The organism is Microbacterium sp. I2, assembly GCF_051364985.1.
Taxonomy (GTDB): Bacteria; Actinomycetota; Actinomycetes; order Actinomycetales; family Microbacteriaceae; genus Microbacterium.
Genome location: NZ_JBLWIH010000028.1, coordinates 1 through 24,310, shown reverse-complemented (window position 1 = coordinate 24,310; position 24,310 = coordinate 1). Strand labels below are relative to the sequence as shown.

At 65.3% G+C, this 24,310-nt stretch carries 21 protein-coding genes and 2 tRNA genes; 4 read left to right on the top strand and 19 right to left on the bottom strand.

The window, feature by feature from the left end; all coding sequences use genetic code 11:
• Positions 1 to 63 precede the first annotated feature (63 nt).
• The 9 genes from ACLKM7_RS19525 to ACLKM7_RS19485 all read right to left on the bottom strand — a co-directional run bounded on the left by ACLKM7_RS19525 (position 64) and on the right by ACLKM7_RS19485 (position 10,874).
• On the bottom strand, positions 64 to 819 hold the full coding sequence (locus ACLKM7_RS19525; protein WP_436448968.1) for an FAS1-like dehydratase domain-containing protein: 756 nt from the start codon (positions 817 to 819) through the stop codon (positions 64 to 66).
• Between the two features lie 134 nt (positions 820 to 953).
• Positions 954 to 1,748 (bottom strand): citryl-CoA lyase, encoded by a 795-nt coding sequence (locus tag ACLKM7_RS19520; protein WP_436448967.1) that lies wholly within the window; start codon positions 1,746 to 1,748, stop codon positions 954 to 956.
• Entirely contained in the window at positions 1,745 to 3,862 is a 2,118-nt protein-coding gene (locus ACLKM7_RS19515; protein WP_436448966.1) for an acetate--CoA ligase family protein, read from the bottom strand. The genes ACLKM7_RS19520 and ACLKM7_RS19515 overlap by 4 nt, the downstream gene beginning before the upstream one ends.
• A complete protein-coding gene (locus ACLKM7_RS19510; protein WP_436449000.1) occupies positions 3,859 to 5,049 on the bottom strand; it encodes an iron-containing alcohol dehydrogenase family protein in 1,191 nt (396 codons plus the stop codon). Before ACLKM7_RS19510 ends, ACLKM7_RS19515 begins: the two co-directional genes overlap by 4 nt.
• Positions 5,050 to 5,113: 64 nt before the next feature.
• Entirely contained in the window at positions 5,114 to 6,088 is a 975-nt protein-coding gene (locus ACLKM7_RS19505) for an ABC transporter ATP-binding protein (RefSeq protein ID WP_436448965.1), read from the bottom strand.
• A gap of 53 nt (positions 6,089 to 6,141) precedes the next feature.
• Complete coding sequence (locus ACLKM7_RS19500) at positions 6,142 to 7,230, bottom strand: ABC transporter ATP-binding protein (RefSeq protein WP_436448964.1); 1,089 nt, start codon at positions 7,228 to 7,230, stop codon at positions 6,142 to 6,144.
• Positions 7,227 to 8,120: an ABC transporter permease gene (locus tag ACLKM7_RS19495; RefSeq protein WP_436448963.1), complete on the bottom strand. Its 894-nt coding sequence runs from the start codon at positions 8,118 to 8,120 to the stop codon at positions 7,227 to 7,229. The genes ACLKM7_RS19500 and ACLKM7_RS19495 overlap by 4 nt, the downstream gene beginning before the upstream one ends.
• A 20-nt stretch (positions 8,121 to 8,140) precedes the next feature.
• On the bottom strand, positions 8,141 to 9,082 hold the full coding sequence (locus tag ACLKM7_RS19490) for an ABC transporter permease (protein WP_436448962.1): 942 nt from the start codon (positions 9,080 to 9,082) through the stop codon (positions 8,141 to 8,143).
• 166 nt (positions 9,083 to 9,248) lie between these two features.
• A complete protein-coding gene (locus ACLKM7_RS19485; RefSeq protein ID WP_436448961.1) occupies positions 9,249 to 10,874 on the bottom strand; it encodes an ABC transporter substrate-binding protein in 1,626 nt (541 codons plus the stop codon).
• A gap of 448 nt (positions 10,875 to 11,322) precedes the next feature.
• On the opposite strand from ACLKM7_RS19485, the gene ACLKM7_RS19480 reads away from it, so the two are divergent.
• Entirely contained in the window at positions 11,323 to 12,138 is an 816-nt protein-coding gene (locus ACLKM7_RS19480; protein ID WP_436448960.1) for an alpha/beta hydrolase, read from the top strand.
• Between the two features lie 10 nt (positions 12,139 to 12,148).
• Here ACLKM7_RS19480 and ACLKM7_RS19475 read toward each other — a convergent pair whose 3' ends face one another.
• Together ACLKM7_RS19475 and ACLKM7_RS19470 are read right to left on the bottom strand one after the other, a co-directional pair.
• Positions 12,149 to 13,240 carry an enoyl-CoA hydratase/isomerase family protein gene (locus ACLKM7_RS19475; protein WP_436448959.1) on the bottom strand — a complete coding sequence of 364 codons (1,092 nt, stop codon included), beginning with the start codon at positions 13,238 to 13,240 and terminating at the stop codon, positions 12,149 to 12,151.
• Positions 13,237 to 13,980: an alpha/beta fold hydrolase gene (locus ACLKM7_RS19470; protein ID WP_436448958.1), complete on the bottom strand. Its 744-nt coding sequence runs from the start codon at positions 13,978 to 13,980 to the stop codon at positions 13,237 to 13,239. Before ACLKM7_RS19470 ends, ACLKM7_RS19475 begins: the two co-directional genes overlap by 4 nt.
• Positions 13,981 to 14,379: 399 nt before the next feature.
• On the opposite strand from ACLKM7_RS19470, the gene ACLKM7_RS19465 reads away from it, so the two are divergent.
• Positions 14,380 to 14,943: a gamma carbonic anhydrase family protein gene (locus ACLKM7_RS19465; RefSeq protein ID WP_436448957.1), complete on the top strand. Its 564-nt coding sequence runs from the start codon at positions 14,380 to 14,382 to the stop codon at positions 14,941 to 14,943.
• A gap of 43 nt (positions 14,944 to 14,986) precedes the next feature.
• Here ACLKM7_RS19465 and ACLKM7_RS19460 read toward each other — a convergent pair whose 3' ends face one another.
• The 8 genes from ACLKM7_RS19460 to serS all read right to left on the bottom strand — a co-directional run bounded on the left by ACLKM7_RS19460 (position 14,987) and on the right by serS (position 21,926).
• Positions 14,987 to 15,760, bottom strand: a complete 774-nt coding sequence (locus tag ACLKM7_RS19460; RefSeq protein WP_436448956.1) for an SDR family oxidoreductase — start codon at positions 15,758 to 15,760, stop codon at positions 14,987 to 14,989.
• A gap of 79 nt (positions 15,761 to 15,839) precedes the next feature.
• On the bottom strand, positions 15,840 to 16,367 hold the full coding sequence (locus ACLKM7_RS19455) for a MarR family winged helix-turn-helix transcriptional regulator (RefSeq protein ID WP_436448955.1): 528 nt from the start codon (positions 16,365 to 16,367) through the stop codon (positions 15,840 to 15,842).
• Positions 16,368 to 16,674: 307 nt separating this feature from the next.
• A tRNA-Ser gene (locus ACLKM7_RS19450) sits at positions 16,675 to 16,766 on the bottom strand.
• Between the two features lie 75 nt (positions 16,767 to 16,841).
• Complete coding sequence (locus ACLKM7_RS19445) at positions 16,842 to 18,158, bottom strand: LCP family protein (RefSeq protein WP_436448954.1); 1,317 nt, start codon at positions 18,156 to 18,158, stop codon at positions 16,842 to 16,844.
• Entirely contained in the window at positions 18,158 to 19,435 is a 1,278-nt protein-coding gene (locus tag ACLKM7_RS19440) for an LCP family protein (RefSeq protein WP_436448953.1), read from the bottom strand. Before ACLKM7_RS19440 ends, ACLKM7_RS19445 begins: the two co-directional genes overlap by 1 nt.
• 51 nt (positions 19,436 to 19,486) lie before the next feature.
• Positions 19,487 to 19,571: transfer RNA gene (locus ACLKM7_RS19435), tRNA-Ser, on the bottom strand.
• Between the two features lie 142 nt (positions 19,572 to 19,713).
• Positions 19,714 to 20,643, bottom strand: coding sequence for an HAD family hydrolase (locus ACLKM7_RS19430; RefSeq protein ID WP_436448952.1), 930 nt, complete (start codon positions 20,641 to 20,643; stop codon positions 19,714 to 19,716).
• Positions 20,640 to 21,926, bottom strand: coding sequence for a serine--tRNA ligase (serS, locus tag ACLKM7_RS19425; RefSeq protein WP_436448951.1), 1,287 nt, complete (start codon positions 21,924 to 21,926; stop codon positions 20,640 to 20,642). The genes ACLKM7_RS19430 and serS overlap by 4 nt, the downstream gene beginning before the upstream one ends.
• Positions 21,927 to 22,057: 131 nt before the next feature.
• On the opposite strand from serS, the gene ACLKM7_RS19420 reads away from it, so the two are divergent.
• Both ACLKM7_RS19420 and ACLKM7_RS19415 read left to right on the top strand, forming a co-directional pair.
• Complete coding sequence (locus tag ACLKM7_RS19420; RefSeq protein ID WP_436448950.1) at positions 22,058 to 23,251, top strand: serine hydrolase domain-containing protein; 1,194 nt, start codon at positions 22,058 to 22,060, stop codon at positions 23,249 to 23,251.
• A 23-nt stretch (positions 23,252 to 23,274) separates the two neighbouring features.
• A partial coding sequence (locus tag ACLKM7_RS19415) for a diacylglycerol/lipid kinase family protein (protein WP_436448949.1) occupies positions 23,275 to 24,310 on the top strand: 1,036 nt, incomplete at its 3' end.

Genomic DNA, 24,310 nt, shown 5'->3' with positions numbered 1-24,310 from the left:
ATCTCGTTCGATTTCATTACCAAATACCTGGACCCTGACCACACGCGTAGCGCCTCACCTTTCTCACCCTCCGGCGAATGAGCCGTCGTTTCTGAGAACCGCGCTCCCGATTGTGGAATAGTGGCCTCGCCTCGCTCCACCGAAGATCTCGAGACACAATCGGTCGGGCGCATCCGCGTCGCCGGGTCCAGACGTCCGGACGGAGACCAAGAACTCGTCCCGCACCAGATCGGTGCCCAGATAGGTGGACGTGATCTCTTGCACGACATAGTCCGGCCCTGCCACCTGGAGCGCAGCCCGCGCGAACCACGCCATTTTCAGAAGTCCATGCAGGATCGGCCCGTCGAATTCCCTTTCCCGCGCATAGTCAGCGTCGTAATGCGCTTCATAGAGATCGTCCGTCGCGACCGCGTAAGTGACTACCTGCCTCGGACTCGCCGTGGTGGAGAGCACGAGCGGGGCGTTATCCGGAACGGCATTCTGCCTTTTCGGCGCTCGGACGCCGTCGTGGGCGGCCGGATAGCTTCTGATTGCGGTGTAGCCGAGCGTCGCCACCTCCTGCCCGGTTTCGATCCGCCGGTACACGGTGGCGATATCGAAGATGTCCAAGGTCCCACTGCGTCCCTGCTTGCGCCTTGCCCCGGCGACGGACGACTGCCGTTCCAGGGCGTCGCCGACTCGTACATCCGCATGCCAACGGCAGCTGTTCCCGCCATTCAGTCGAACGGGAGAATCGGGTATCGCGAGCGCGAATGCATCGACATATTGGGCACTGAGAAACGACGGGGGCACGAGCTCCGCTCCGGTGCCGATCGGCATATATCTCGGTGCCTCCAACCCCGATGACATACGGACGCGTTCCGACCGCCATCGATCGCAGTCGAAGCGCTCCCAGGAGGTCGAGCGTCCGATGAGCTCGGTCGGATCGTGCATAGGGTTAAGCACTCTCACCATCATTCGTCCTCTACAAGCCAGCTCGCGCTCCGGAGAGCGTCACGGACGGCGGGCGTCACTGGGTTCGTCATCTCCTCGCCGATATGCGCCAAGAGGCCCACGATCCGGCTGGCGACTGAGAATCCGCGATGCAGTTGCCATGGCACGCCAATCCCTAGTAGCAAGGCCGCAGCGGCCCCCGTCGCGTTGACGTGCAGCGTGCGGCCTGTGCGGTCGCCCACGGACTGGCCCACCAGCTCCAGACGCCGCGCCTGGTCAGACGCGACGTTGTTCTCCCTCGCCACGCGCAGAAGCCGGGCGGCGCGCGGATCACCTGCGCGATGCAGGCGATGCCCGAATCCGGGTATCTTCCCTCCCTCGGACAGGACCGAGGCCACGCAGCCGCGGACCGCCTCGTCCTCCGGTGCGCCACCCTCTACCACGACCGCGATTCTGTCGAGCAGCTGGCCCGCCTGCTCCATGGAGCCGAGCAGAGAGCTACCCGCGCCAAGAATCCCGGCCGCGAGCGCGCCCTGCACGGCGTCCGGTGCGGAGAAGTACGTGAGCCGGGCGCTCAGCGCGCTGGGCTGCATCCCGTGGTCGGCCAGACACACGAGGACGGCATCCGCGACGCGCACATGCTCGGGGCGCGGAGAACGACCCGTGACGGCGAGGAGCAGGAGCTCCGAGTAGCCGACGACGCCCATAAGATCGTCGACGAGGTCGTGCCCGCGGAATTCTATGCGTTCGGCATTCGCATGGCCGACGGCGGTCACGATGTCGAGCCCTTCGGCGTGCCGCGTAGTGTCGGTCATGAGGAGTCACCTCCTTGGAAAGCGAGCGCGTCCAGGACGATGGCTTCCCCGTCCACGATGCGCACCGGGTTGCATTCGAACTCGGTGAGCGATCCGGATCTCACGAGAGCATCCAGCCGACGGAAGATGCGTGAGAGGTCCTGGGCCAAGGCCGCGCTATCAACCGCCGCTGCCTTAATCTGCGGGAAGATCCTCAGCTTGACCAGCTCGCGTTGGAGAGAGGGGGCATCGTAGGGAGGGATGATCGTGCGAAGGTCACCGATCTCGTTGGCCCAAATCCCCCCCGCACCGAGTACGGCCCGCGTCCCGAACGTGCGGTCGCTCATTACACCGACCATCAGGTCCGGGCCGGCCGGGATCTCTTCCACGACGATCCCTCGGCTCATACCGAACGAATTGACCAGTCGCTGATGGGCCTCGGCGAGCTGAGTGGAATCCTGGATGCCGCCGACGATGGCGCCGACCCGTGCCCGGTGCGCGATGAACGGCTCGACGAGCTTCAGGAAGACCGGATATCCGATGCTCTCAGCCGCCGCGACGGCATCCTGCTCGCTGCTGATCTCGATGCCCGCCGGCACACGGGTTCCCAACTGAGCCAGAAGCGAGGTCGCGGCGGCCTCGTCCAGGTGGGAGGTGTCAGGGATCTGCACCCCCGACACGTCGACCGGGGCATCTTCCGGCTCGATCACGGCGATCCCGCCAGCCTGTCGTTTCCGGCCACGCTGAACCATACCTATGCCGCGCACGATTCGCATGGGATCCCCGGAGACCGCCAGCCCGGCTCGCGCCGCCTTCGCCCTCACCTCGTCGCTGACCCCCAGCCAGGCGACCGAGAGTGGGTTGCGAAGCGTCGGGCGGGTGCGCACGAGCACGTCGATCAGCCCTTCGTGCAAGTACTCCATGCTGCCGAGGAAGACGAGTAGACCATCCACATCGGGATCGGCATCCAACGTCTGCAACGTGTCGGCGAGGATCTCATGATCTGTGATGACTTGCGGGGTGAAGTCGACGGGATTGCTCAATCCAGCGAATGCCGGCAGGCGCGCCCCCAATGCCGCTCCGGTCTCCGAAGAGAGATCCGCCAAGCGCACCCCGAAACGGTCGCACGCATCTGAGATGTATGCCGTCGCGCCACCTGAGTTCGTGCCCACCGCGAGACGATCCGTTCGCGGATAGACGGTGAGTGCACGCGAGACGTCGACCAGGTCGTCCATGCTCTCCAGCCGTACAACACCCGTGCGGTCGAAAAGCGCGCTGTAGGCCGAGTCGTCACCCGCAAACTGGGCGGTATGAGAGGCAACCGAGCGGCGACCGTGCTCGGAGACGCCAGCCTTCAACAGGTACACCGGTTTGCCCGCTGCCCGTAGCGCCTCGAGGGCGGCGGCGAGTTCACCGCCATCGCTGACGCCCTCCAGGTAGCCCACCACGGACTGCGTGGCGTCATCGGTCGCCAGGAACGACAGGTAATCGGCGAAGGCGAGTCCCGCCTCGTTTCCCGACGCGATGACGTGCGAGAACCGCGCGCCCGCCCAATACGATTCGGTGAAGAGGTTGAAGGCGGTCCCGCCGCTCTGCGACAGCAAGGCGACATCTCCCGGCTCGATGGACGGCATCGTGCTGAGGGTGGTCGCGAACGTCGCGCATACCCGGTTCGTGAAGGACGCCAAACCCAGACTGTTGGGGCCGAGCAATGCCAGATCGTGCTCGTTCGCGATCCGCCGTAGCCTCTCCTGCAGCCGCACTCCCTCAGGACCTACCTCGGCGAACCCGCCGCTTAGTATCACGCCCGCCTTCGCTCCGTGCGCAGCAGCCTTCTCCACCAGTTCGACGGTGGCCTGTGCGGGCACGCAAAAGATGTACATCTCGACGTCGGAAGGCAGGTCAGAGATGTCCGCGTATGCAGGCCTGCCCTGGATCGTCTCGTACTTGGGGTTCACGGGGTAGAGCCGTCCCTTGTATCCGCGCTGGGACAGGATCTGCAGGGGACGGCCTCCGATCTTCTCTGCGTCGTTGGACGCTCCTACAACCGCGATGCTCGAGGGATCCAGCAGCTGCTTGATATGACTTATCCGTTGCGAACTCAAGTCATCTCCGTTCTGGCGGGCGCGCATCATGCTCCGTCACCCACGCGAGGGCTCGCTGAAAAGGCCGCCTGCAGGTCCCCGGCGTGCATCGCGGCGAAAAGGCCTCGAACCGAAGCCAACACCAGAGGTGCCGGATTGGCGGGGCGCGGATACTCCCTGATGCAGATGTCGGCCATGTCTTGCGCGACACTCGCCGATATCCCCAGGTCGGAAAGCGATCTCGGCATGGACAAGCGCGAAAGCAGGCCGTCTAGGCTTGCGCTGGCGTCGGACAAAGTTTCGCTGAGACCCCCGGTAACCGCACGGGAGAAGACCTTCCCCGTGCTCGAGCCGTCCAGCGCACGCGAGTTGTAAGCGATGCAGTAGGGAAGCGCCAGTCCGGAGGCGATCCCGTGCGGCACGTGGACAACATTGGCGATGCAATAGGCGATCGAATGCCCCAACTGCACGCCGGCATTCAAAGCGAGTCCCGCGGAATGTGAGGCGTAGAAGCACTCCTCAAGCGCGTCGCGATCCCCGCGGACTGCCGCCTCGATATTCGCTACCAGGCTCTCAATCGCGCTCACCGAATTCCGTACGGTGCTCCAGGAACGATCCTTCGACATCATCGCCTCTGCAGCATGGGCGAGCGCGTCCATCGCTGTTGAGGCAATCACCTCTGCCGGGAGCCCGTCGAGGATCCCCGGGTCGAGGACGACGTGTTCGCCCGGATACCGCGACGACACTGAGATCCTCTTCGCGCCTCCCACTGTCACCATCGCGGCACGAGTCACTTCTGCTCCCGTTCCGCACGTGGAGGGCACGAACGCCAGCGGGGCGATGCCTCCGGGCGGGTCGATCGGTCCTACCCAATCGGCCGCTCCCCCGCCGTTCCGCACGAGGACAGCGAGCATCTTGGCGGCATCCATCACAGACCCGCCCCCGACACCAATGACACATGCGTAGTCGACGCCCCGTGCACGGTCGGCTGCCTCGTTGATGCGCCCATCGTCAGGTTCCGTGCCGAGCCCCCCTACCACCGTCGGGCTGAGCTCGGCATGCCTGAGGCTGCGCTCGAGCTGCAGATAGGCCTCGTTGTCGCGCAGATGGTCGTCGACGACCACCAGGACGTGTCTCGCCGTGGACCCCCGTGGGACGAGATAGTCTCCGAGTCTCGCCGTCGCCCCGCGACCGGACAGCGTCACGCGGGGAGCGATGAACTCTGTAGTTCCTTGCATCATGCTGACCAAAGCGGGACGACCTCCGAAAAATCGATCGAGTGGCGACTGCGGGGATTTCTCATCACGACGCCACGGCTTCCACCGCTCTGACAGGGATGGTCCGGGGCATTGTCACCGGGTGATGGCACGCGACGAAATGCCCTGGCCCCAGTTCCCGGAGCATCGGCTCCTCCTCCGCGCAGATGCTCGATGCATACGGACATCTCGTACGAAAGCGGCATCCGCTCGGCGGTGCCATCACCGACGGCATCTCGTCCGTCTTCACCTCGATCCCCGCGCTGTCCGGCGAGTCGTCGGAGGCATTGGCGAGCAGAACCGTGTACGGATGCATCGGGGACTCGAAGAGCTCCACCGACGGTAGAATCTCGCACAGCTTGCCCAGGTACATGACCGCCGTACGGTCCGTCACATTCCTGACCACGGCCAGGTCGTGTGAGACGAACACCATCGTGAGTTGAAACTTCGACTTGAGGTCCTCGAGCAGATTCAGCACCTGCGCTTGCACCGACACGTCCAAAGCGGAGACTGGCTCGTCGCAGATCAGGAGCTCCGGTGACAGGATCAAGGCGCGCGCTATCGATACCCTCTGGCACTGGCCGCCCGAGAGCTGATGCGCCAGACGATCCCCGACGAGATCGGGATCGAGGCCGACGGCTTCGAGGGAACGGGACACCAGCTCGCCTCCCGCGTCCTTTCTTCCCCACACCCGAAGGGGGTCCCCGACGATGTCCCTCACTCGCCTCCTCGGGTTCAGCGAGGAGATCGGGTCCTGGAACACGACCTGCATACGAGGCCGGATCGATCGCAGCTCCTCAGGCGCGAGACTCGTCAGCTCCTGCCCTTCGAAGGTGATCGAACCGGACTTCGATTTGAGGAGTCCGGCAAGCGCCCGCGCTGTCGTGGATTTGCCGCAACCTGACTCTCCGACGAGTCCCAGGGTCTCTCCTCGAGCGATGTCGAAGCTGATGCCGGACACTGCGTGGACCGTCCGGCCTCGCCCGACGTTGAACTCCACCACCAGGTCCTTGACCTGCAACGGAATGTCCTCGTCCGCAGGGTTTCTCAAACTTGCGTGTCCTGATCCTGCCATCAGTGATGCACCCCCTCGTTCGGGACGAGCGGGAGCCCTGTCGCCGTCCTCCCTCGTTCCAGATTGATCTTGCGCGCCTTCTCGCCCTCGGGGGTCCCGAGCGGGAACCAGCATCGATAGAGGCGGTCGCCTTCCTTAGTCGCCATCAATGGCGGCGCCTCGGCTACGCACTTCTCCTGCGCGTAGGGGCATCTCGGGCTGAACCGACAGCCTCGAGGGGGGTTGATCGGGTCCGGCGGCTTTCCGGGAACAGCCTGGAGCCGGAGATGGTTCGGGCCGGAGCGAGGCGGCACGGAGTCCAGCAACGCACGACTGTACGGGACCTTCGGGTCAGCGAACAACGCCGAGGTTGCCGCGGACTCGACGATTTGCCCTGCATACATGACGATGGCCCGGTCTGTTCGTCCGCGTACCGCCCGGAGATCATGGCTCACCAGGATCATCGTCATGCCCGCCTCACGCTGTTTTGTTCTCAGCAGGTCAAGGATCCTGGCGGCAACCGTGACGTCCAACGCCGTCGTTGGCTCATCAGCCAGCAGGACGCGGGGCTCCGATGCGAGAGCGATGGCGATGGCCACCCTCTGCCTCATTCCGCCGGACAGTTCGTGCGGGAACCTGCGGAGCTGACGCTCCGCATCGGGTAGACCGACCGAGCGGAACAACTCGATCGCGCGCTTGCGCGCCTCGTTCCGACTCAACCGGTTGCCGTAGCGCACGGACTCCATGAGCTGACTACCGACACGCCGCACTGGATTCAGAGATGTCATCGGGTCCTGCAGGATCACTGCGATCTCTTTGCCCCAGTATTCCCTCAGCTGCTTCGGGCTCAATCGTGTCAGCTCTGTGCCGTCCATCGTGACTTTCCCGGAGAGCACGGTATTGCGGCCCGGCCCCACCAGGCCCATGACCCTTCGGGTGAGAATGGTCTTTCCCGAACCCGTCTCGCCGACAACTCCCAGACCTTCTCCCTGCGCAAGAGAGAAAGAGGCACCGTCGACCGCCGTGATCGTACCTTTCGCCGTCGTGAATCGAACCGAAACGTCATCGGCGTGAAGAAACATCGATCCGGTCTTTATGTCATCGCTCACAGAACCGTCTCCCTAATATCGACCCGGCCCTGCAGATGCTGGCCGATGATGTTCGCCGATAGCACCGTCAAGAACATCACCGCAGCAGGGATGAGTGCGGCATGGGGATGGATGATCAGGTCGGCTCTTCCCTCGGCGATCATGCTGCCCCACGTCGGTGTCGGAGGCGGCACGCCCAAGCCGAGAAAACTCAGCGCACCGGCCGCGACGATGAATACGCCGATGATCACGAACGCATACGCCGCGATCGGCAGCACCAGGCTAGGCACGATTTCTCGCAGGACGATGCGTACCGGCTTGGCGCCGTATGCTCGCGCAGCCATGACGAACTCCCGCTTGCGCAGCACCATAGTGTGGGCCCGCGCGATCCGGATGAAGCTCGGGATGCCCAGCAAGCCCAACGCCAGAATCAGGATGAGGAGACTGGAGCCGAACACGGCAACGATCGCGATGATGAACACCAGCGCAGGAAAGGCCAGGATCACGTCGGTTATGACCATCACCACCCGCGAGAAGTACCCTCCGCGGTATCCAGCAATCACGCCGAGGGCACTCCCTATGAGGACACTGATCATGACTGCGCAGAAGCCCAGCACCAGATCGATGCGGGCCCCGTAGATCACCCGGGAGAGGATGTCACGCCCCAGATAGTCCCCGCCGAGCGGATGTGCCAGCGACGGCGATCCGCCCAGATTGTCGTAGTCAGGAAGAGTCGGGTTCGCGATCGGTAGCACGTCCGCGAAGACGCTCGCGAGTATCAGTAGGGACAGCCAGGCGATCGCGATGACGAGGATCGCGTCCGGCCGCTTCGACAGCCGTCCTCGCCGACCGGGCCGCCCCTTGGTAACGACATCCGCGTGTCTATCCAAGGGGATGGTCGACCGACCCACCGCTCGAGTAGTTGTTGCCATTAGTTCCGCGCTCTCGGGTCCAGGAGGACATATCCCACATCGACTAGCAGGTTGACAACGACGTACACAACGCAGATCACGAGTAGCGCGCCCTGCAGCATCATGAAATCCCGTTCATTGACGGACTGGGCGAGAAGAGCGCCCATCCCCGGCACCGCAAACATCGTCTCCACGATCACGGTGCCACCGATGACTCCACCGACACTGACCCCCGCGATGGTGATCAACGAGAGAGATGACGGTCGCAGCACGTGCCTGCGCAGAACTTGCCCTGGGGGGAGGCCCTTCGATTTCGCCATCAGCACGAAGTTCTCCCGGAGGGTGGATATGGCGTCCGATCTCAGCACCTGTCGGTAGATGGCCGCTTCCGCGGGCACAAGACACATCACCGGCAGCGCGATGCTCCACAAATTCCCCAAGGGATCCGTGGCGAAGCTCACGTAACCCGTCGCCGGAAATATCGAGAGCACCCCTCCCGCGAAGATATAGATGAGTACCAGCCCGAGAACGAAGCTTGGAGTCGCGAGGCCTCCGAATCCGAGGACTCCGCCGATCCGGTCGAACCACCCGTTCTCGCGGTACGCGGAGTACAGCGCCCAGGGAATCGCTATCGCCAACGCGATCACCTGTGAGACCAAAGCGATCTCCAACGAAACCGGGAGTCGGGCGAGCAGCGTGTCGGCCACCGACTGATTGGTGACATAAGACCGCCCGAGATCACCCTGAAGAACATTGAGCATCCAAGCCCCATAGCGGACCAACATCGGTTGGTTCAAGCCGAGACGCTCTCGGATCGCGTCCACTTGGTCCTCGGTCGCGCCCTCGCCCGCCACGATCTCCGCTGCGTCTCCAGGGATGAGATCAACCAAGGAGAAAGTGGCGAACGTTGCCACGACGAGGACCGCGAAAAGGTGTATCGCCCGTTGACCAATCGCTCTCATCTAAGACCGTTCCCCCCCGCACTTGTGGGCTATGACAATGCGGAAATCACGGCAGTTCCGATTTACTTGCATCACGATCACCTATATCTCTGCCGAGCTCTTCTGATGGTCGACACTATTCCTGGGGGGACCTATTCGCCCTGGCTCCCGGATAGCGACGGGAGGCCTATTCGCGCCAGAAATTGGCGAAATAGGTTGGGCCAGTCGCCCCTCGTTCGACACCGTGGACATACGTCTTCGAGATCAGGCCAAGGAACCCGGGCGCATACCACAGGTTCACCACGTCCTCGTTCGCGAGAACCTGGACCTCGCCATAGAGCCGAATACGCTCTTCCTCACTCGTGGCGTCCCGCGCCTGCCGCAGGAGCTCGTCCATCTCGGGGTTGGAGTACTTGCCCAAGTTGGAATACGCGTCCGTCTCGAGAAGCTCCTCGAGGAGCGGATAGGGGTTTGACGACCCGTGAAAGCTCTTCGATCCGATCTGGAAGTTAGCCTCTCGGATCTCCACGATCCAGGTGGCGAGGTCGTGCTGCTTCAAGTCGACGTTCATGCCGACGGCTTCCCATTGCGCCTGCAGGAACTGCTGGGTCTTGACGCTATCCGCCGAGTTGCTGCCCTCCAGCGCGAACGACGGGTCTCCGCCGTCAGCAACGTATTCCTCCACCAGTTTCTTCGCGGCCTCCTGGTCGGTATCCGGGAAGACTTCCGCAGCCTTCTCGCTGTAATACGCGGAGCTCGATCCCATCGGGGTCTCCGCTCGTTGCATCTGCCCATCGAAGAGGACCTCGGACATCTGGTCGTAGTCGATCGCCATCACCGCGGCACGACGCATCCGGATGTCGTCGAATGGTGGCTTGCTGTGGTTGAACGGGAGATACGTGCCGCCTTCGCCGCCGAGATAGTACTTGTGGTCCGGGTTCGCGACGAGGCGCAGGAAGTCGTTGACGCCGTTAGACTCGATCAGGTCCACCTCCCCGTTCTCGAGACTGACGGCTCGAGTGTCCGCGTCGACCCGGGGCACGAAGGTGATCCTGTCGAGATGCGGTAGACCCTCCTGCCAATAGTCGTCGTTTCGCTCAACCACCGCCTTGTCACCCCGAGCCCACGACACAAATTTGTAGGGCCCGGCTCCCACCGGGTGATTGGTATAGTCGGCCCCCCACTCCTCGATGGCCGCGGGAGAGCCCACGACACCCAGACTGGCGATCGACGGGTTCTCCGCGAAGAAGGTGGCGAACGACCCATTCGGTTCCTTTAGCACAAACTGAACGGTCAACTCGTCCTCGGCCGTGAGCGACTCGATGTCCGAGGCGTAGATATGAGCAGGCGCTTCCGGAAGATCGATATACCGCTGGATGTTGTAGATCACGGCATCTGCGTCGAGAGGCGTGCCGTCGTGGAACCGCACATCGGGCCGCAGCGCCATGACCCACGTCTTGCCACCGTCCGACGTCTCCATCGAACTCGCAAGATACGGCACCGCCTCACCGTTCTCGTCATACCGCAGCAACTGGTCGTATATCGCCGTCGCCGGCATGTTCAGCTTCTGAAGCGGGTCGAACGAGTTGATATCGGCGAACATCCCGATGGTCAGCTCGCCGCCCTGAACGGGCGGCCCCCCGTCGCCGAGAGGGTCGCCGAGTGGCATATGCGGATTTTCTATCTGATCGATATCAGTCGACGGCTGATCGTCGGACGGTGTGGAACCACCTGCCGCCGTACATCCCGTCGCGAGAATCACCGCGCCGACAATCGCCGTGAATACGGCGAGCCTGCCATGCTTACGCTTCATTGCGCTCCCTATCGCTTCCTCGGAACACGACCGAGGCTCCAACTCACATCCCGATCGCGCCTCATACATCGGTCGCGTATCGACATCGGTCGATTCACAACGAAATTGTCATGATCGTCTGGTTCCCAGACTCAGTCAACGCCCCCAGCCCACCAATGCCTCTTTGTCGAGGCGCACTTCACGTTCGGGTAGTGGTTCAGGTGACGGCTTCTGAGCGACGCCCGCCGAGTGTGGTGGCGTGGCATCCTCAAGCACTACTATGTACCGGTAAGCGATGACTTTATCATGACCTATTCCGGTCGTCAACAGGCTCCGGCGCCTACCAGTTCATTGATAAAGTCTCTCCATTCCTCGATGGCAGAAGGGCCCACCAGCCCCGCACGATGCGGCATCGCCTCACCGTTCTCGTCATACCGCAGCGACGGGTTCGTGCATCGGCGTCGCCGGCATGTTCAGCTTCTCCATCGGGTCGGGACTACTGAGAACGTCAACAACGACGATGGAGGAACGACATGCTTCGCACCGTAGTGGTCGGCCCGACTCTTCTCAGCCACGGGGAGCTTGCGCGGTGACCGCCCTCCTGCTGCACCCGATCGGGCTGGACCGGACCACGTGGGACCACCTCCCGATCGAGGATGTGCTCGCCGTCGACCTTCCAGGCCATGGCAACGCGCCCTGGGCTGGCATGCAGGGCTTAGGTGAAGTCGCGGACGTCGTCCTCGACATGGTCCCGGCCACGGCGGAGCCACTCGATCTCGTGGGGCTGTCGCTCGGCGGCATGGTTGCCTTGCATGCCGCGCTCCGTCACCCGGGCCGGGTCCGCTCCATCGTCGTGGCATGCGCGCTGGCCGCGACGCCGACCGAGGTGATGATCGAGCGGGCGACGAAGACGGAGCTCGTCGGGATGCGTGGAATGACGTCGTCGATGATCAGCCGCTGGTTCACTCAGGACACGATCGAGACGCGCTCGGAACTCATCGCGAACACAGAGCGCCATCTGCTCGCGGACGATCCCACCGTCATCGCCCACTATTGGCGGCTCATCTCCACCCATGACGTCCGGGCCCAACTTCGTCGAATGTCGGTACCGACGACAGTCATCGCCGGGCTGGCTGACGTCTCGGTCCCGCCTGCCGCAGCACGAGAACTCGCCGCAGGCATCCCCCATGCACGCTTCGTGGAGTTGCCCGGCGCTCATATGCTTCACCTCGAGAGCCCACGAGCCTTCGCCGACGCGGTCGACCGGCACAGGCTCACCGTCTGAGGCCTCAGCTTCACTCGTTGCTGAACGCGGAGAACGGCCTTTCGTCCCAGAGCGGTCGGCGCGGGCGATGTGCGAGCGCCCGCGTCGCCAATCCCGCAGGCAGATCTTCGATCCTCGGGGGGCTCCAGCGTGGATCACGATCCTTGTCCACGAGCTGCGCGCGGATACCCTCGGGAAGATCTGGCTGGGTCGTGACAAACCATTCGACGAGCGCAAACTCCTGCGCGAGCGCTTCCCGGATGCCCGGAAGCCGACGCGCCGAACCGACGGCTTCCAGGGTGACAGCCATCGACATCGGCGAGAGACCGGCGAGAAGATTCGCCCTCCCGGTGGCCGCGAGGCGCTGGGAGATTTCGTCGAGGTCCTCGGCGGAGAACACGTCGTCGATCCACTCCTGCTCCGCGACGAGCACTGACGCACCCGGCGCCTGCGCGAAGGACCGCACCGTCTCGACGGGGTTCGAGCCGGCATTTGCGATCACTGTCTGTCGCAGCGGCTCGAGTCGGTCGGATGGCACGAACAGGTCGGCGAAACCGGCATGGATCGCATCGGCAGCGGTCATCGTCGCACCGGTGATGCCAAGGTACTCCCCAAGACGTCCTGGGGATCGTCCCAGCAGCCACGAGCCGCCGGCGTCGGGCGTGAATCCGATCCGCGTCTCCGGCATCGCCAGCTTGGAACGCTCAGTCACGACGCGAATTGAGGCATGACCCGCGAGTCCAATCCCCCCGCCCATGGTGATACCGTCGGCTACCGCGACGATCGGCTTCGGGTACTCCGAGATGAATGCGTCGAGAGCGTATTCCGCGCGGAAGAAGACCATCGCCTCCGCCGCGTCCCCGGACGACAACTTGCCGTAGAGTCCACGCACATCGGCCCCCGCAGACAGTCCGCGCTCCCCGGCGCCGTCAAGGAGTACGACGGAGACGTCCGAGTCTTCGCACCAGTCTTCGAGAGCGCGCGCGATCTCGAAAACCATGCCAAGATCGAGCGCGTTGATGGCCTCCGGGCGGTTCACCGTCAGTCGGCCGACACCGTTCTCGATGCGGGCGAGGACGCGCGAACGCTGTGGAATAACGGCGTTCCCCCTCACGTCCGTCATCCCTGTTCGCCGCCTTCCACCCATCTGCGATGCCCAACGATAACGTCGCGCAAGCCGTCCGGGTTGTCGAGATGAACCATATGGCTCCCCGGGATCCCAACCATCCGGCTGTTCCGCAGCAGCCGGCCGATGCGAGCGATGCTCCCAGGACCCACGACGTCGTCCTTGGCCTGCACGAGCGTGACCGGGACGATGACCTCGGGCAGCTGGTCACGAGTGTCGGTCTCCGCCATGGCCCGCTGCATGAAGGCGAAGCCCTGGGGCGAGATCGCCGCGATCGTCTCGCGGACGTAGCGGACCCCCGGCCCGTCCGCCGCGATCGTCTCCGGGCGGAACCAGCGTTCAACGAGAGCGTCGCTCATTGTGACGACCCCGGTTCGCAGCACGTCGTCCGCCCGCGCGACGACCATGGCTGGATCACTGAAAACGGACGGCGTGTTCGCGAGGACAGCGGATCGTATAAGGTCCGGATGCCTGACCAGCAGGTACTGACCGACGATGCCGCCGAGCGCGACGCCGACGATGTCGACGGGCTCGGCCAATGTCGCGGCGATCTCGTCGGCGATGTCAGACATGGCGATCCGCTCGGGCGGCCGATCACCATGTCCCGGATAGACGACTGTGCGGCCGGGGAGACCGACGAGATCGTATGCGCGCTCATCCTGCGTGAGCCCAGGCAGGAAAACTGTCTCCGTCACACCACACCCTTCGACGCGCCCGATTGTGTTCACTTGGCCCACGAAGCATCGTGGCGTACTGCGACCGTGTACACATATACACCGTCACACATATACCGTCCGGATTGCTGCATGGGCGACGGTTTGTAATCACACTGCCAGTGCGACGGCAGTGTTCATAATGGTCTCGAATTTGACTGGGGTCAAACGCCCTCGATGAGTGAGTCCTATTGGACTGGCCTATATATTCACAAGACCCGAACTGACACAACCTCATGGCCGGGCACCACCTAACGCGGCCATTCTGCGCAGCAATGATGTTGCCGCTATAGTTGGCCGGGCTACGGGCAACCTTCCAGTTAATCGCCCGCCGCGTAGCTGAATTTCGCCACGGCCGCTCTGTTGCCCACCGCCGCGCCCGCGTGACTCGCTTGACTGCTTCGAGAAGGGAGTAGACCGCCCGTGGCTTTGATCATCCCCTTCCGCGGTGCCACCCCCATCATTGACTCGACTGCGTGGATCGCGCCATCGGCCACTCTGATCGGTAACGTCATCGTTGGCGCCGGGGCCAGCATCTGGTTCGGAGCAGTGCTCCGCGGGGACATGGACCGCATCGAGCTTGGCGACGGAAGCAATCTCCAAGACAATGTCGTCGTCCACACCCACACCGGTATGCCTGCTCTGATCGGCGAAAACGTCGGGGTCGGCCACCAGGCGATCATCCACGGGGCACGCATAGGGTCGGGGGCGCTCGTCGGAATGGGCGCGAAATTGCTGAACGGCTCCGTCGTCGGGGACGGCGCACTCATCGCGGCAGGGGCGCTCGTCCTGGAAGGTCAAGAAGTGCCACCCGGACACCTCGCCGCTGGCATCCCCGCGAAGCTCCGAGGCCCACTCAGTGAAGAGTCGGCCGAACGCGTGCGCCGCAATGCCTCGCGTTACCAGGTGCTCGCGAGAGAGTATGCAGAAGCCGATTACCCAGGCGGGACAATCGATTATCTGTCCGGCACAAAGCCGGAGATCTGACAAACTGACCCTCGCTGCATGCTCCACCTTCGTTAAGTCCGACTTAGACCGCGCGGTTGGAGCCGCCATCCACGACGATCGTCTGTCCGGTGATGAAACTCGCGCGCGGCGAGCAAAGGAACGCGCAGAGGTCCGCCACGTCCTCGGGGATACCGTTGCGGCGGACCGGAACCAGCTGGGCACTCAGATCGAGTTGTTCCTCGAGCGTGCGCCCATCACGGTCCGCGAAGCCCTGCAGAATCTCGACGAGCCGGTCGGTAAGCACCGGCCCGGGGGCTATGTTGTTGACGGTCACGCCTGCGGGGCCGAGATCGGTCGCGAGAGCCTTCGCGGCGATCGCGATGCCCGCGCGCGTCGCCTCCGAGGCAACGAGGTGACTCTGCGGCTCACGGATGCCATAGCCGGTGATTGTGATGATCCGACCGCTGCCGGACCGCTCGAGGTGCGGTATCGCCCCGCGCATAAGGCGCACCCCGCTGCGCAAAACGAGGTCGATCGCCGCCTCCCAGACACCCTCGTCGGAATCGACGAAACTCTTCGTAGGTGGCGGGCCGAAGTTGACCACGAGGCCGTCAAGACCGTTGAGCAACTCGGCCGCCCGCGCGATGGCCGCGTCGATGGCCGTCTCGTCCGTCAGATCGCAGGCGATGCCCGCGACGGCGCCGATCGACTCGGCGGCGGCCTGCGCGCGGGCCTCGTCGCTCGACGAGACGACGACACGTGCACCCTCGTCGACGAGCGCCTTCGCGCAAGCGAGGCCGATTCCCTGACTCGCTGCGGTCACGAATGCGCGATGGTCCGAGAGTTGCAGGTCCATGATGTCCTTCTGGTGTGTCGCCTGGTTCCTAGACGTGCAAGATCTTCCGCTGCCTGAAGAGATTCATGGCTCGCGAGAACTAAACCCCTTCGCGAGAATCGAGGCTCTTCGCGTCGGCGGCGCGGCTCCTCTCCACCTTCTCCAGAGCGATGGCGATGGTCGCCAGCTTCTCGAGCGCCCGATTGAGCGTGGCGACCTCATCGCGGTCGAGAGCAGAGAGGAACGCCTCGTTGCGTGCCCGCGCCGCGGAGATGAGTCCTTCGTACGTCGCCGTGCCGCTCGTCGTGAGCGCCAGCACTGAGGTGTTCCCCGGTCCGTCGCTGCGCGAGATGTACCCACGATCCACGAGTCGTGCGATCACCCGGCTCATCTGGGCGGGATCGATGCCGGCGAGACGCGCGACACGATTGGTGGTGTTCGCCCGACCGGACGCGACGAGCGCCAGCGCACGCCACTCCCCAAGGCTGACATCGAACTCGCGGCGGAAGAGGAGTGCGGCCCCGCGTTCGAAGGCGCTCGCAACGCGATGAAGGCTGTACGAGAGCAAGTCGGTGATGACAACATCACCTGTACCGGGCGACCCGCCATGGGTGTTGGCTGGTGTCATCTCGTCGATCCAATCTAGTCTGGGGGGAAGTCACGGGCTCGTGCTCAATCGGGCACTATGGACGAAGTCCACAGCAGAGTGCTTCCATGAGTGCCGATCCGTGAGGTCCACTATTACGCAAATTCGCGTCACATCGAAGGAGATCGGCGCACATGTCGAACACATGGCTCCCGTCACCGAACTCCGTAGAGATACCCACGCCGCATGGCCGCGCCGTCGACGGGATCCGGGTCGCGGCGATCCACCTCCACGGCACGATCAAAGTGGCTGCAGGACATCGTTGACACTTGATCGCGACTCGGGACAGTGGCGGAGACGGAGGGATTTGAACCCTCGGTCCCCGTAAGGGGACTCCACCTTAGCAGGGTGGTGCACTAGGCCTGACTATGCGACGTCTCCAGGCAACAACACGCCTCGGCGGTGTGGTTGCGCCCAGCAATCATAACCGCTGAGCGCACCTGCGCCGAACCGGCCTCAGTTCTCTGGAAGGGTGCAGGTGGTCTGCGCCGCGGTCTGCCCCGCGATGTCGGACGGAAGCGCGACTCGCTCCTCCGCGACCGGAGCCGCAGGGGTCTCCCCCGTCGTCGGCGCCTCGGCTGCCGGCGTCTCGCCCGAGCCCTCGGCAGGGGCGGCCGGCGGGGGCTGGACGGCCTCGCCGGTGACCTCGACGCCGTACCCCTGGCTGGCGTCGCCGGTGAGGGTCAGCGGCTGGTTGGCGGCGAGCGCGGCGAACAGCGCGTCCGCGGCATCCTTCACCGGCATCACGCGACTCGCGCCGTCGCCCGAGGCGTACCGCGTCGGGTACTGAACGAACACGATGTCTTCGTAGGGCACGTCCTTGACGGCCATCGCGATCTGCACCATGAGCGTGGGGTTGGTGAGCCCGGAGCTCAGGACGAGCTGCCCCTGCTGCACCTGGCTGATCGCGGTCGTCGCGAGGTTCAGCAGACGGCCCGGATCGGCTAGCACGGCATCTGACTGCAGCTTGCGCACCATCGAGGACATGAACTGCTGCTGGTTCGAGATGCGGCCGAGGTCGGATCCGTCGCCGATTCCGTGACGGATTCGCAGGAACTGCAGTGCCTCGACGCCGACCAGCGTGTGGTTGCCGGCGGTGAGGTTCAACCCGGTGTGCTTGTCGCTGATGTCGCCGGCGATGCAGACATCTACGCCGCCGATCGCGTTGGACATCTCGATCACGCCAGTCCAGCGGACCGACGCGGCGAAGTCGATCTCGTCCTCGATAAGCGCCTCGACCGTCAGAACCGTGCACGCGAGCCCGCCGTACATGTACGACGCGTTGATCATCTGCGCCGACATCGCGGAGTAGTTGCCGCTGCCGTCCTCTTTGGGGCACGACGGGATCGGCACGATCATGTCGCGCGGGAACGATACGACCGTTACACGACGCGGCTCGTCCGAGATGTGCACGAGCATCGTCACGTCGTTGCGCTCACCCGGCGAGTCGTCGTTCGCGCAGCGTGGGAAGAGGGCGACGTCCTGGCCCTCGCACGAGTCCGAACCGACCACGAGCACGTTCACGCCACCCTCGATCGCACCGAGCGAAGGCGGGAGGGGCGCGTCTTCGTCGAGCACGACCGCGTTCGCACCGATCGCCTGGGCCGCATCCCACACGGTGTAGGCGGCGACGCCCGTCGCGCTCACGCCCACGACGCCGAGCACGATTGCGAACATCGAGAGCATCGTGACGAACGGATGCCGCGTCCGCAGCACGCCGTGACGCGCGAGCGGCGCCTGCCCCTCGCCGGAGAGGCCCTTCGATCGCGCCATCAGCCGTTGGCCCTCAGGTTGCCGGCCGAGCAGGTCTGGTCGGCGGCGGACTGGCCGGGGATGTCGTCCAGCGGGACCGCGGTCTGGGTGGGAGCCGGGGTATCGGTCACGCCGGGCGTCGGCGCCGTCTCGACGGGCTCCTCCGTGGGCTGCGGGTCGACGGTGACCACACCGCCGGTGAGGTTCGGATCACTCGTCAGCTCGATCGGCTCGTTGGCCTCGAGTGCCGCCCAGAGCTTGTCGGCAGCCTCGTGGTTGGGGACCACGCGGTTCACGTCGGCGGGGTCGGTGAAGACCGGGTACTGCACGAAGTTGATCTCCTCGAAGGGGACGTCCTTCACAGCCAGCGCGATCTGAACCAGAGTCATCGGGTTGGTGAGCGACTGGCTGGGCGTGATGTTGTCGACCGCCGTGGTGGCGAGCTTGTACAGCGTCGCCGGGTCTGAGAGCACCTCTTCGCTGCGGAGCTTGCGGGCGAGGCTCGACATGTACTGGCCCTGGTTGCTGATGCGGGCCAGGTCGCTGCCGTTCTCCAGCCCGTAACGCGTGCGCAGGAACTGGAGCGCCTCGATGCCTTCGATCGTTCGGGGGCCAGCGGGCCAGTCGATGCCGGTGTTGCGGTCCCGGATGCCCCCGTTGCCGATGCAGACGTCCACACCGCCGATGGCGTCGGTGATGTTAATGACGTTGCCGAAGCTCACCTTCGCGGCATACGGGATGTTCTGGCCGCTGAGGTCGGACACCGTCTTGACGACGCACGACAGACCACCGCGCCCCCAGGCCTCGTTGATCTGCGTCTTCGATGTGGCCGACGACTGCGACCCGTCCTCACGCGTGCACGAGGGCTGCTCGATCATCAGGTCGCGCGGGAACGACACGACCGTCACCCGCCGCGGGTTGTTCGAGATGTGCACGAGCATGTTGACGTCGTTGAGCTGGCCACCCGCGTCCGCTCCCGTGCATCGGGCGCCGAAGAGGTACGCGTATTCCTCTTCGCACTCGTCGGTTCCGACGAGCAGCAGATCGACTCCGCCTTCGATGGCCCCGATGTCGGGCGGGGCGGTGCCCTGCCCCTCGAGTTCGACGGCTTCGTCACCGAAGCTGGCCGCGAGATCGTATGCGGCATATGCGGCGACGCCGGCTCCCGAGACGAGCACGACGGCGACGATCACCCCGAGGATCTTCAGGAGGAAGGCGAGAGGATTCGGCGAAGAGAGCGCACCGTGCCGTGCGACCGTGCGACGGCCGCGCCGGGCGGTCTTGCTCGTCTCGCTCACTCGGTTCCTCTCGGGGAAGTTGCTCTCACCGTTCGCCCCCGACACACTCTGCGGAGGGTGTGGGATTCGAACCCACGGGACATTGCTGCCCACTGGTTTTCAAGACCAGGTCCATCGGCCGCTCGGACAACCCTCCCGACGTCGGCCGCTCACCTTATGGGATCCGCGGCATCTGTCGAACAGGCGTCGAGTCTATCCGACAGCACTGCTGGCCCATTCTTCCAACAGCGGCTGGCAATCCTCTGAAGGGACGCGGGGTTTGCGCGTGGTGCGCCTTGTCAGAGGGAGCGGAGAATGGCGGCGACGCCGCCGGCCTGGACCGAGACGGTGGTCTCGCCCGCGGCATCCCGCACGTCCTGCGGACCCTGCTCCATCGCGACCGCACGTCCACCGTTCTCGAGCGCCCAGCGGAACATGCCCAGGTCGTTGCGACCGTCGCCGATCACGAGCACGTGCGCCGGGTCGATGCCGAGCGCGGTGCGTACGCGTTCGAGGCCCGTGCTCTTGTCGACGCCCTGCGGGGCGATGTCGAGCCACGCCGTCCAGCCGACGGCGTACGACACTTTGTGCAACCCGATGCGCTCGACGAGCTCGAGGAACTCCTCCTCACCCTGACCGGGCGACACCACGACGATGCGGCAGACGGGTTGCGCACCGAGCTCTTCGAAGGGCACGCGTCGCGCATGGCCGAGGTTCCAGTCCTGGAGATACTCGGTGTACAGGCGCATGCCGTCGGGCAGTTCCACGAGGTAGCGAGCCTGGGGCAGGTGCTCGCGCAGCAGCGTCAGCACCTCACGCGGGTCGAATGTCTCGACATGCCAGCGCTCGTACTCCAGCTCGGCGGCGTCCAGGCGCCGCAGCACCACGGCGCCGTTCGAACACACGACGTACTCGGGGGCGATCTGCAGCTGCTGCAGGATGCCACGGGTGCTGCCCCAGCTGCGGCCCGTCGCGATCATCACCTCGTGACCGGCGCTCTGCGCATCTGCGACGGCCTCGACGACGCCGGGGCTGAGCGACTCGTCCTCGAGGATCACGGTGCCGTCGACGTCGAGGGCGATGAGCATCCGCCCCACGGCGGCCGGAGCCGCCTCGGTCTCGCGCGCGAGTTCTTCGACGACCTCGGCGGCTTCGGAAGGATCGACGAGGTCGACCTCACCGGTCTCGGGAAGGCGCGCCCCGACGGACGGATCGTCGCCAGGGGTCACGCGATCGGCTCCAGGACCTCGAGCCCGCCGAGGAACGGACGCAGCACCTCGGGAACCAGCACCGACCCGTCCTCGCGCTGATGCGTCTCGAGCATCGCGACGATCCAGCGCGTGGTCGCGAGCGTCCCGTTCAGGGTCGCGACGTGCTGCGTCTTGCCGCCGCTCTTGCTGGCGGGGTCGGCCGGCAGACGGTGGCGGATGTCGAGCCGTCGCGCCTGGAACGTCGTGCAGTTCGAGGTCGAGGTCAGCTCGCGGTACGCGTTCTGCGTCGGCACCCACGCCTCGACGTCGTACTTGCGCGCGGCACTGGATCCCAGGTCGCCGGCCGCGACGTCGATGACGCGGTACGACAGGCCGAGGTCCTGCAGCATCTGCTCCTGCAGTGCGACCAGGCGCAGGTGCTCGGCCTCGGCGTCTTCGGGTGTCGTGTAGACGAACATCTCGAGCTTGTTGAACTGGTGCACGCGGATGATGCCGCGCGTGTCTTTGCCGTATGAGCCGGCCTCACGGCGGTAGCACGTCGACCAGCCCGCGTAGCGCTTGGCGCCCTTGGTCAGGTCGATGATCTCGTCCATGTGGTAGCCGGCGAGGGGCACTTCGCTCGTGCCGACCAGGTACAGGTCGTCCTCTTCGAGGTGGTAGACCTCGGCGGCGTGCTGTCCGAGGAACCCGGTGCCGCGCATGACCTCCGGGCGCACCAGCGTCGGCGGGATGAGCGGCGTGAACCCGGCCTGCAGGGCGCGATCCAGTCCGAGGTTCATGAGGGCGATCTCGAGGCGCGCCCCGATCCCGGTGAGGAAGTAGAAGCGGCTGCCCGATACCTTCGTGCCGCGCTCCATGTCGATCGCGCCGAGCAGCTCGCCGAGCTCGAGGTGGTCGCGCGGCTCGAACGAGAACGCCGGGCGCTCGCCGTGCGTGCGCAACGTGACGAAGTCGTCTTCACCCCCGGCCGGCACGCCGTCGATGACGATGTTCTCGATCCGGGCGAGAGCGGCGTCGGATGCCTCCTCCGCGGCCGTGACCGCGTGCTGGGCCTGCTTGACCCGTTCGCTCAGCTCCTTGGCTTCGGCCACGAGTGCGGCCTTCTCCTCCTTGGGCGCTTGCGCGACCCGTTTGCCGTGCGCGTTCTGCGCGGCGCGGAGCTCTTCGAAAGCCGTGATCGCGGCGCGGCGTGCACGGTCGGCCTCGACGGCCTCGTCGACGGTGGCCGGCGACTCTCCGCGCGCCTCCTGCGAGCGCTTGATCAGCTCGGGGTTGTCGCGAAGAAGCACGGGATCGATCACGCTGCAAGCTTAGTCGCGCACCCCGCAGAGGCATCCGGGGATGCAGATCACGATCCCGCGCACCGTTTTCCTCAAGAAACAGTGCGTCGCCGGCAGGCCGGTCAGTACAGTGAGGCATGCGCAGTCGGGGGATGGCGGGGGTCATCGGTCTCGCGTGCGTTCTGCTGCTCAGCGCGTGCACCGTCGCTGCGTCGGAACCGGCGCCTTCCCTCACGCGCGGCCCCGAGCTCACGGCCGAAGCCTGCCCGTCCGGAACCACGCTTCAAGGCGGTCTGTGCCTCTCGGGCGATGAGGTGTCGGAAGAGCTGGCCGGCATCCTGCGCGCCGAGTTCGAGGCCGACGCCCTATCCGCCGTCATCGCCGGCGTCTGGCACGACGGTGAGCCCATCCTGTTCGGCGCGCTCGGCGATTCCATGCCGGGGATCGCGGCGACGCCCGACATGCACCACATGCTCGGCAATCTGTCGACGCCGATGCTCACCACCGCGTTGCTGCAGCAGGTGCAAGCCGGCGTTCTCGACCTGGATGACACTGTCGCGAAGTGGTATCCCGAAGTTCCCGCGGCCGACACGGTCACGGTCGAGATGCTGCTGCACAACACTGCCGGCTACTCGCAGTTCACAGGACAGGCCGACTTTCTGGCCGACCTGTACGCCGACCCGTTCCGGGTGTGGGAGATCGACGAGATCATCGACATCGGAACCGCCGGCGGCCCGCTCTTCGAGCCGGGGACGGACTGGATGTTCTCCGACACCAACTCGGCCGTCCTGGTCGGCATCCTTGCGAAGGCGACGGGCACCCCGGTCGCCGACTTGATGCAGACCGGCATTCTCGACCCGCTCGAGATGGACGACACCACCCTTGCCCGCAACGGCGACTGGCCGCAGCCCGTGCTCCATGGATACGACGGCGAGCGCGGAGTGTGGGAGGACGTCACCTACTGGAACCCCTCGTGGGCGCACTTCGCCGGCGGAACCGGCAGCAACGCCGCCGATGTCGCGGTCTTCCTCGACGCGCTCGGGTCGGGTGAGCTGCTCTCGGACGAGTACCACGAGCTGCAGTTCGCCCCGACGACCGCCGGAATCGGGACGAACACCGACGACCAGTACTGGGCGATGGGCTTTCTCGTCGTGAACGACTGGGTCTTCATGAATCCCGGGATCCCGGGCTACTACGGCGCGGGGGGCACCCTGCCCGACGAAGGGTGGACGATGGTCGTCTATACGACCGCTTCGCAGCGCACGGATCCCGCCGTCGCGACCGCGACCGAGATCTTCCGGCAGTTCACGAGCGTGGTGTCGCCCGCTCACTCGCTGGAGAAGTGAGACTCGCACTTAGAGTAAGACGCATGGCAGCGGCATCCGGCACCGGTGATCAGTCCCCGCCTCCCGACGAGCCCGACGCGCCGCATCCGGCGGACGAGATCTACGCGGACGGTCCCGACGCCGAGGAGCTGAAGGCCTCCGAGGCGCAGATCGCCGAAGAGGTGGCGAAGGATGCCGGCGAGCACCGCGAGGATGCACCGGACCCTGCCGCGGCGGCGAAGCCCGACGATGTCATCCGCGAGCCCGAGGACGTGGCGCCCGACACCGCCGACGACGAGACCGGCGAAGCGCGGCGCGTCTCGCGCGCCGGCGAGACCGAGCCCCTGGAAGGCGGCGGCGAACGGCCGAGCCCCAAGGCGGCGCTCGTCTACAACCCGACGAAGGTCGATGCCGACGCCCTGCGCGCCACGGTCTCGCGGCTGTCGGCGGACGCGGGCTGGTCGGAGCCGCTGTTCTACGAGACGACCGTCGACGACCTCGGCGACGATGTCACCCGTCAGGCGCTCGAAGCGAGCGTGGACGCCGTGCTGGTCGCCGGCGGCGATGGCACGGTGCGCGCCGTGTCGGAGGCGATGGCCGGTTCCGGCGTGCCGCTGGCGATCGTGCCGAGCGGTACGGGCAACCTCCTCGCGCGCAACCTCAGACTGCCGCTCACCGAGCCCGAGGCCATGGTGCGCGCGGTGTTCGACGGGGATCGGCTGGCGATGGACATCGGCTGGTCCCAGCTGCGGCGCCCCGACGGCGAGACCGCCGAGCACGCCTTCGTGGTGATGGGCGGGATCGGGCTCGACGCCGCGATGATCGCCAACACCAACCCCCAGCTGAAGAAGACCGTGGGCTGGGTGGCCTACGTCGACGGCGCCGCCCGGTCGCTCGCGAGCGCGAGGCCGTTCCGGGTCATGTACGAGCTGCCCGGGCACCGGCTGCACTCGGCCCGCGTGCAGAGCGTGCTGTTCGCCAACTGCGGCTCACTGCCGGCAGGTCTCGAGCTCATCCCCGAGGCATCCATCACCGACGGCGCGCTCGACATCGTCATCTTCCAGCCCAAAGGCCCGCTGG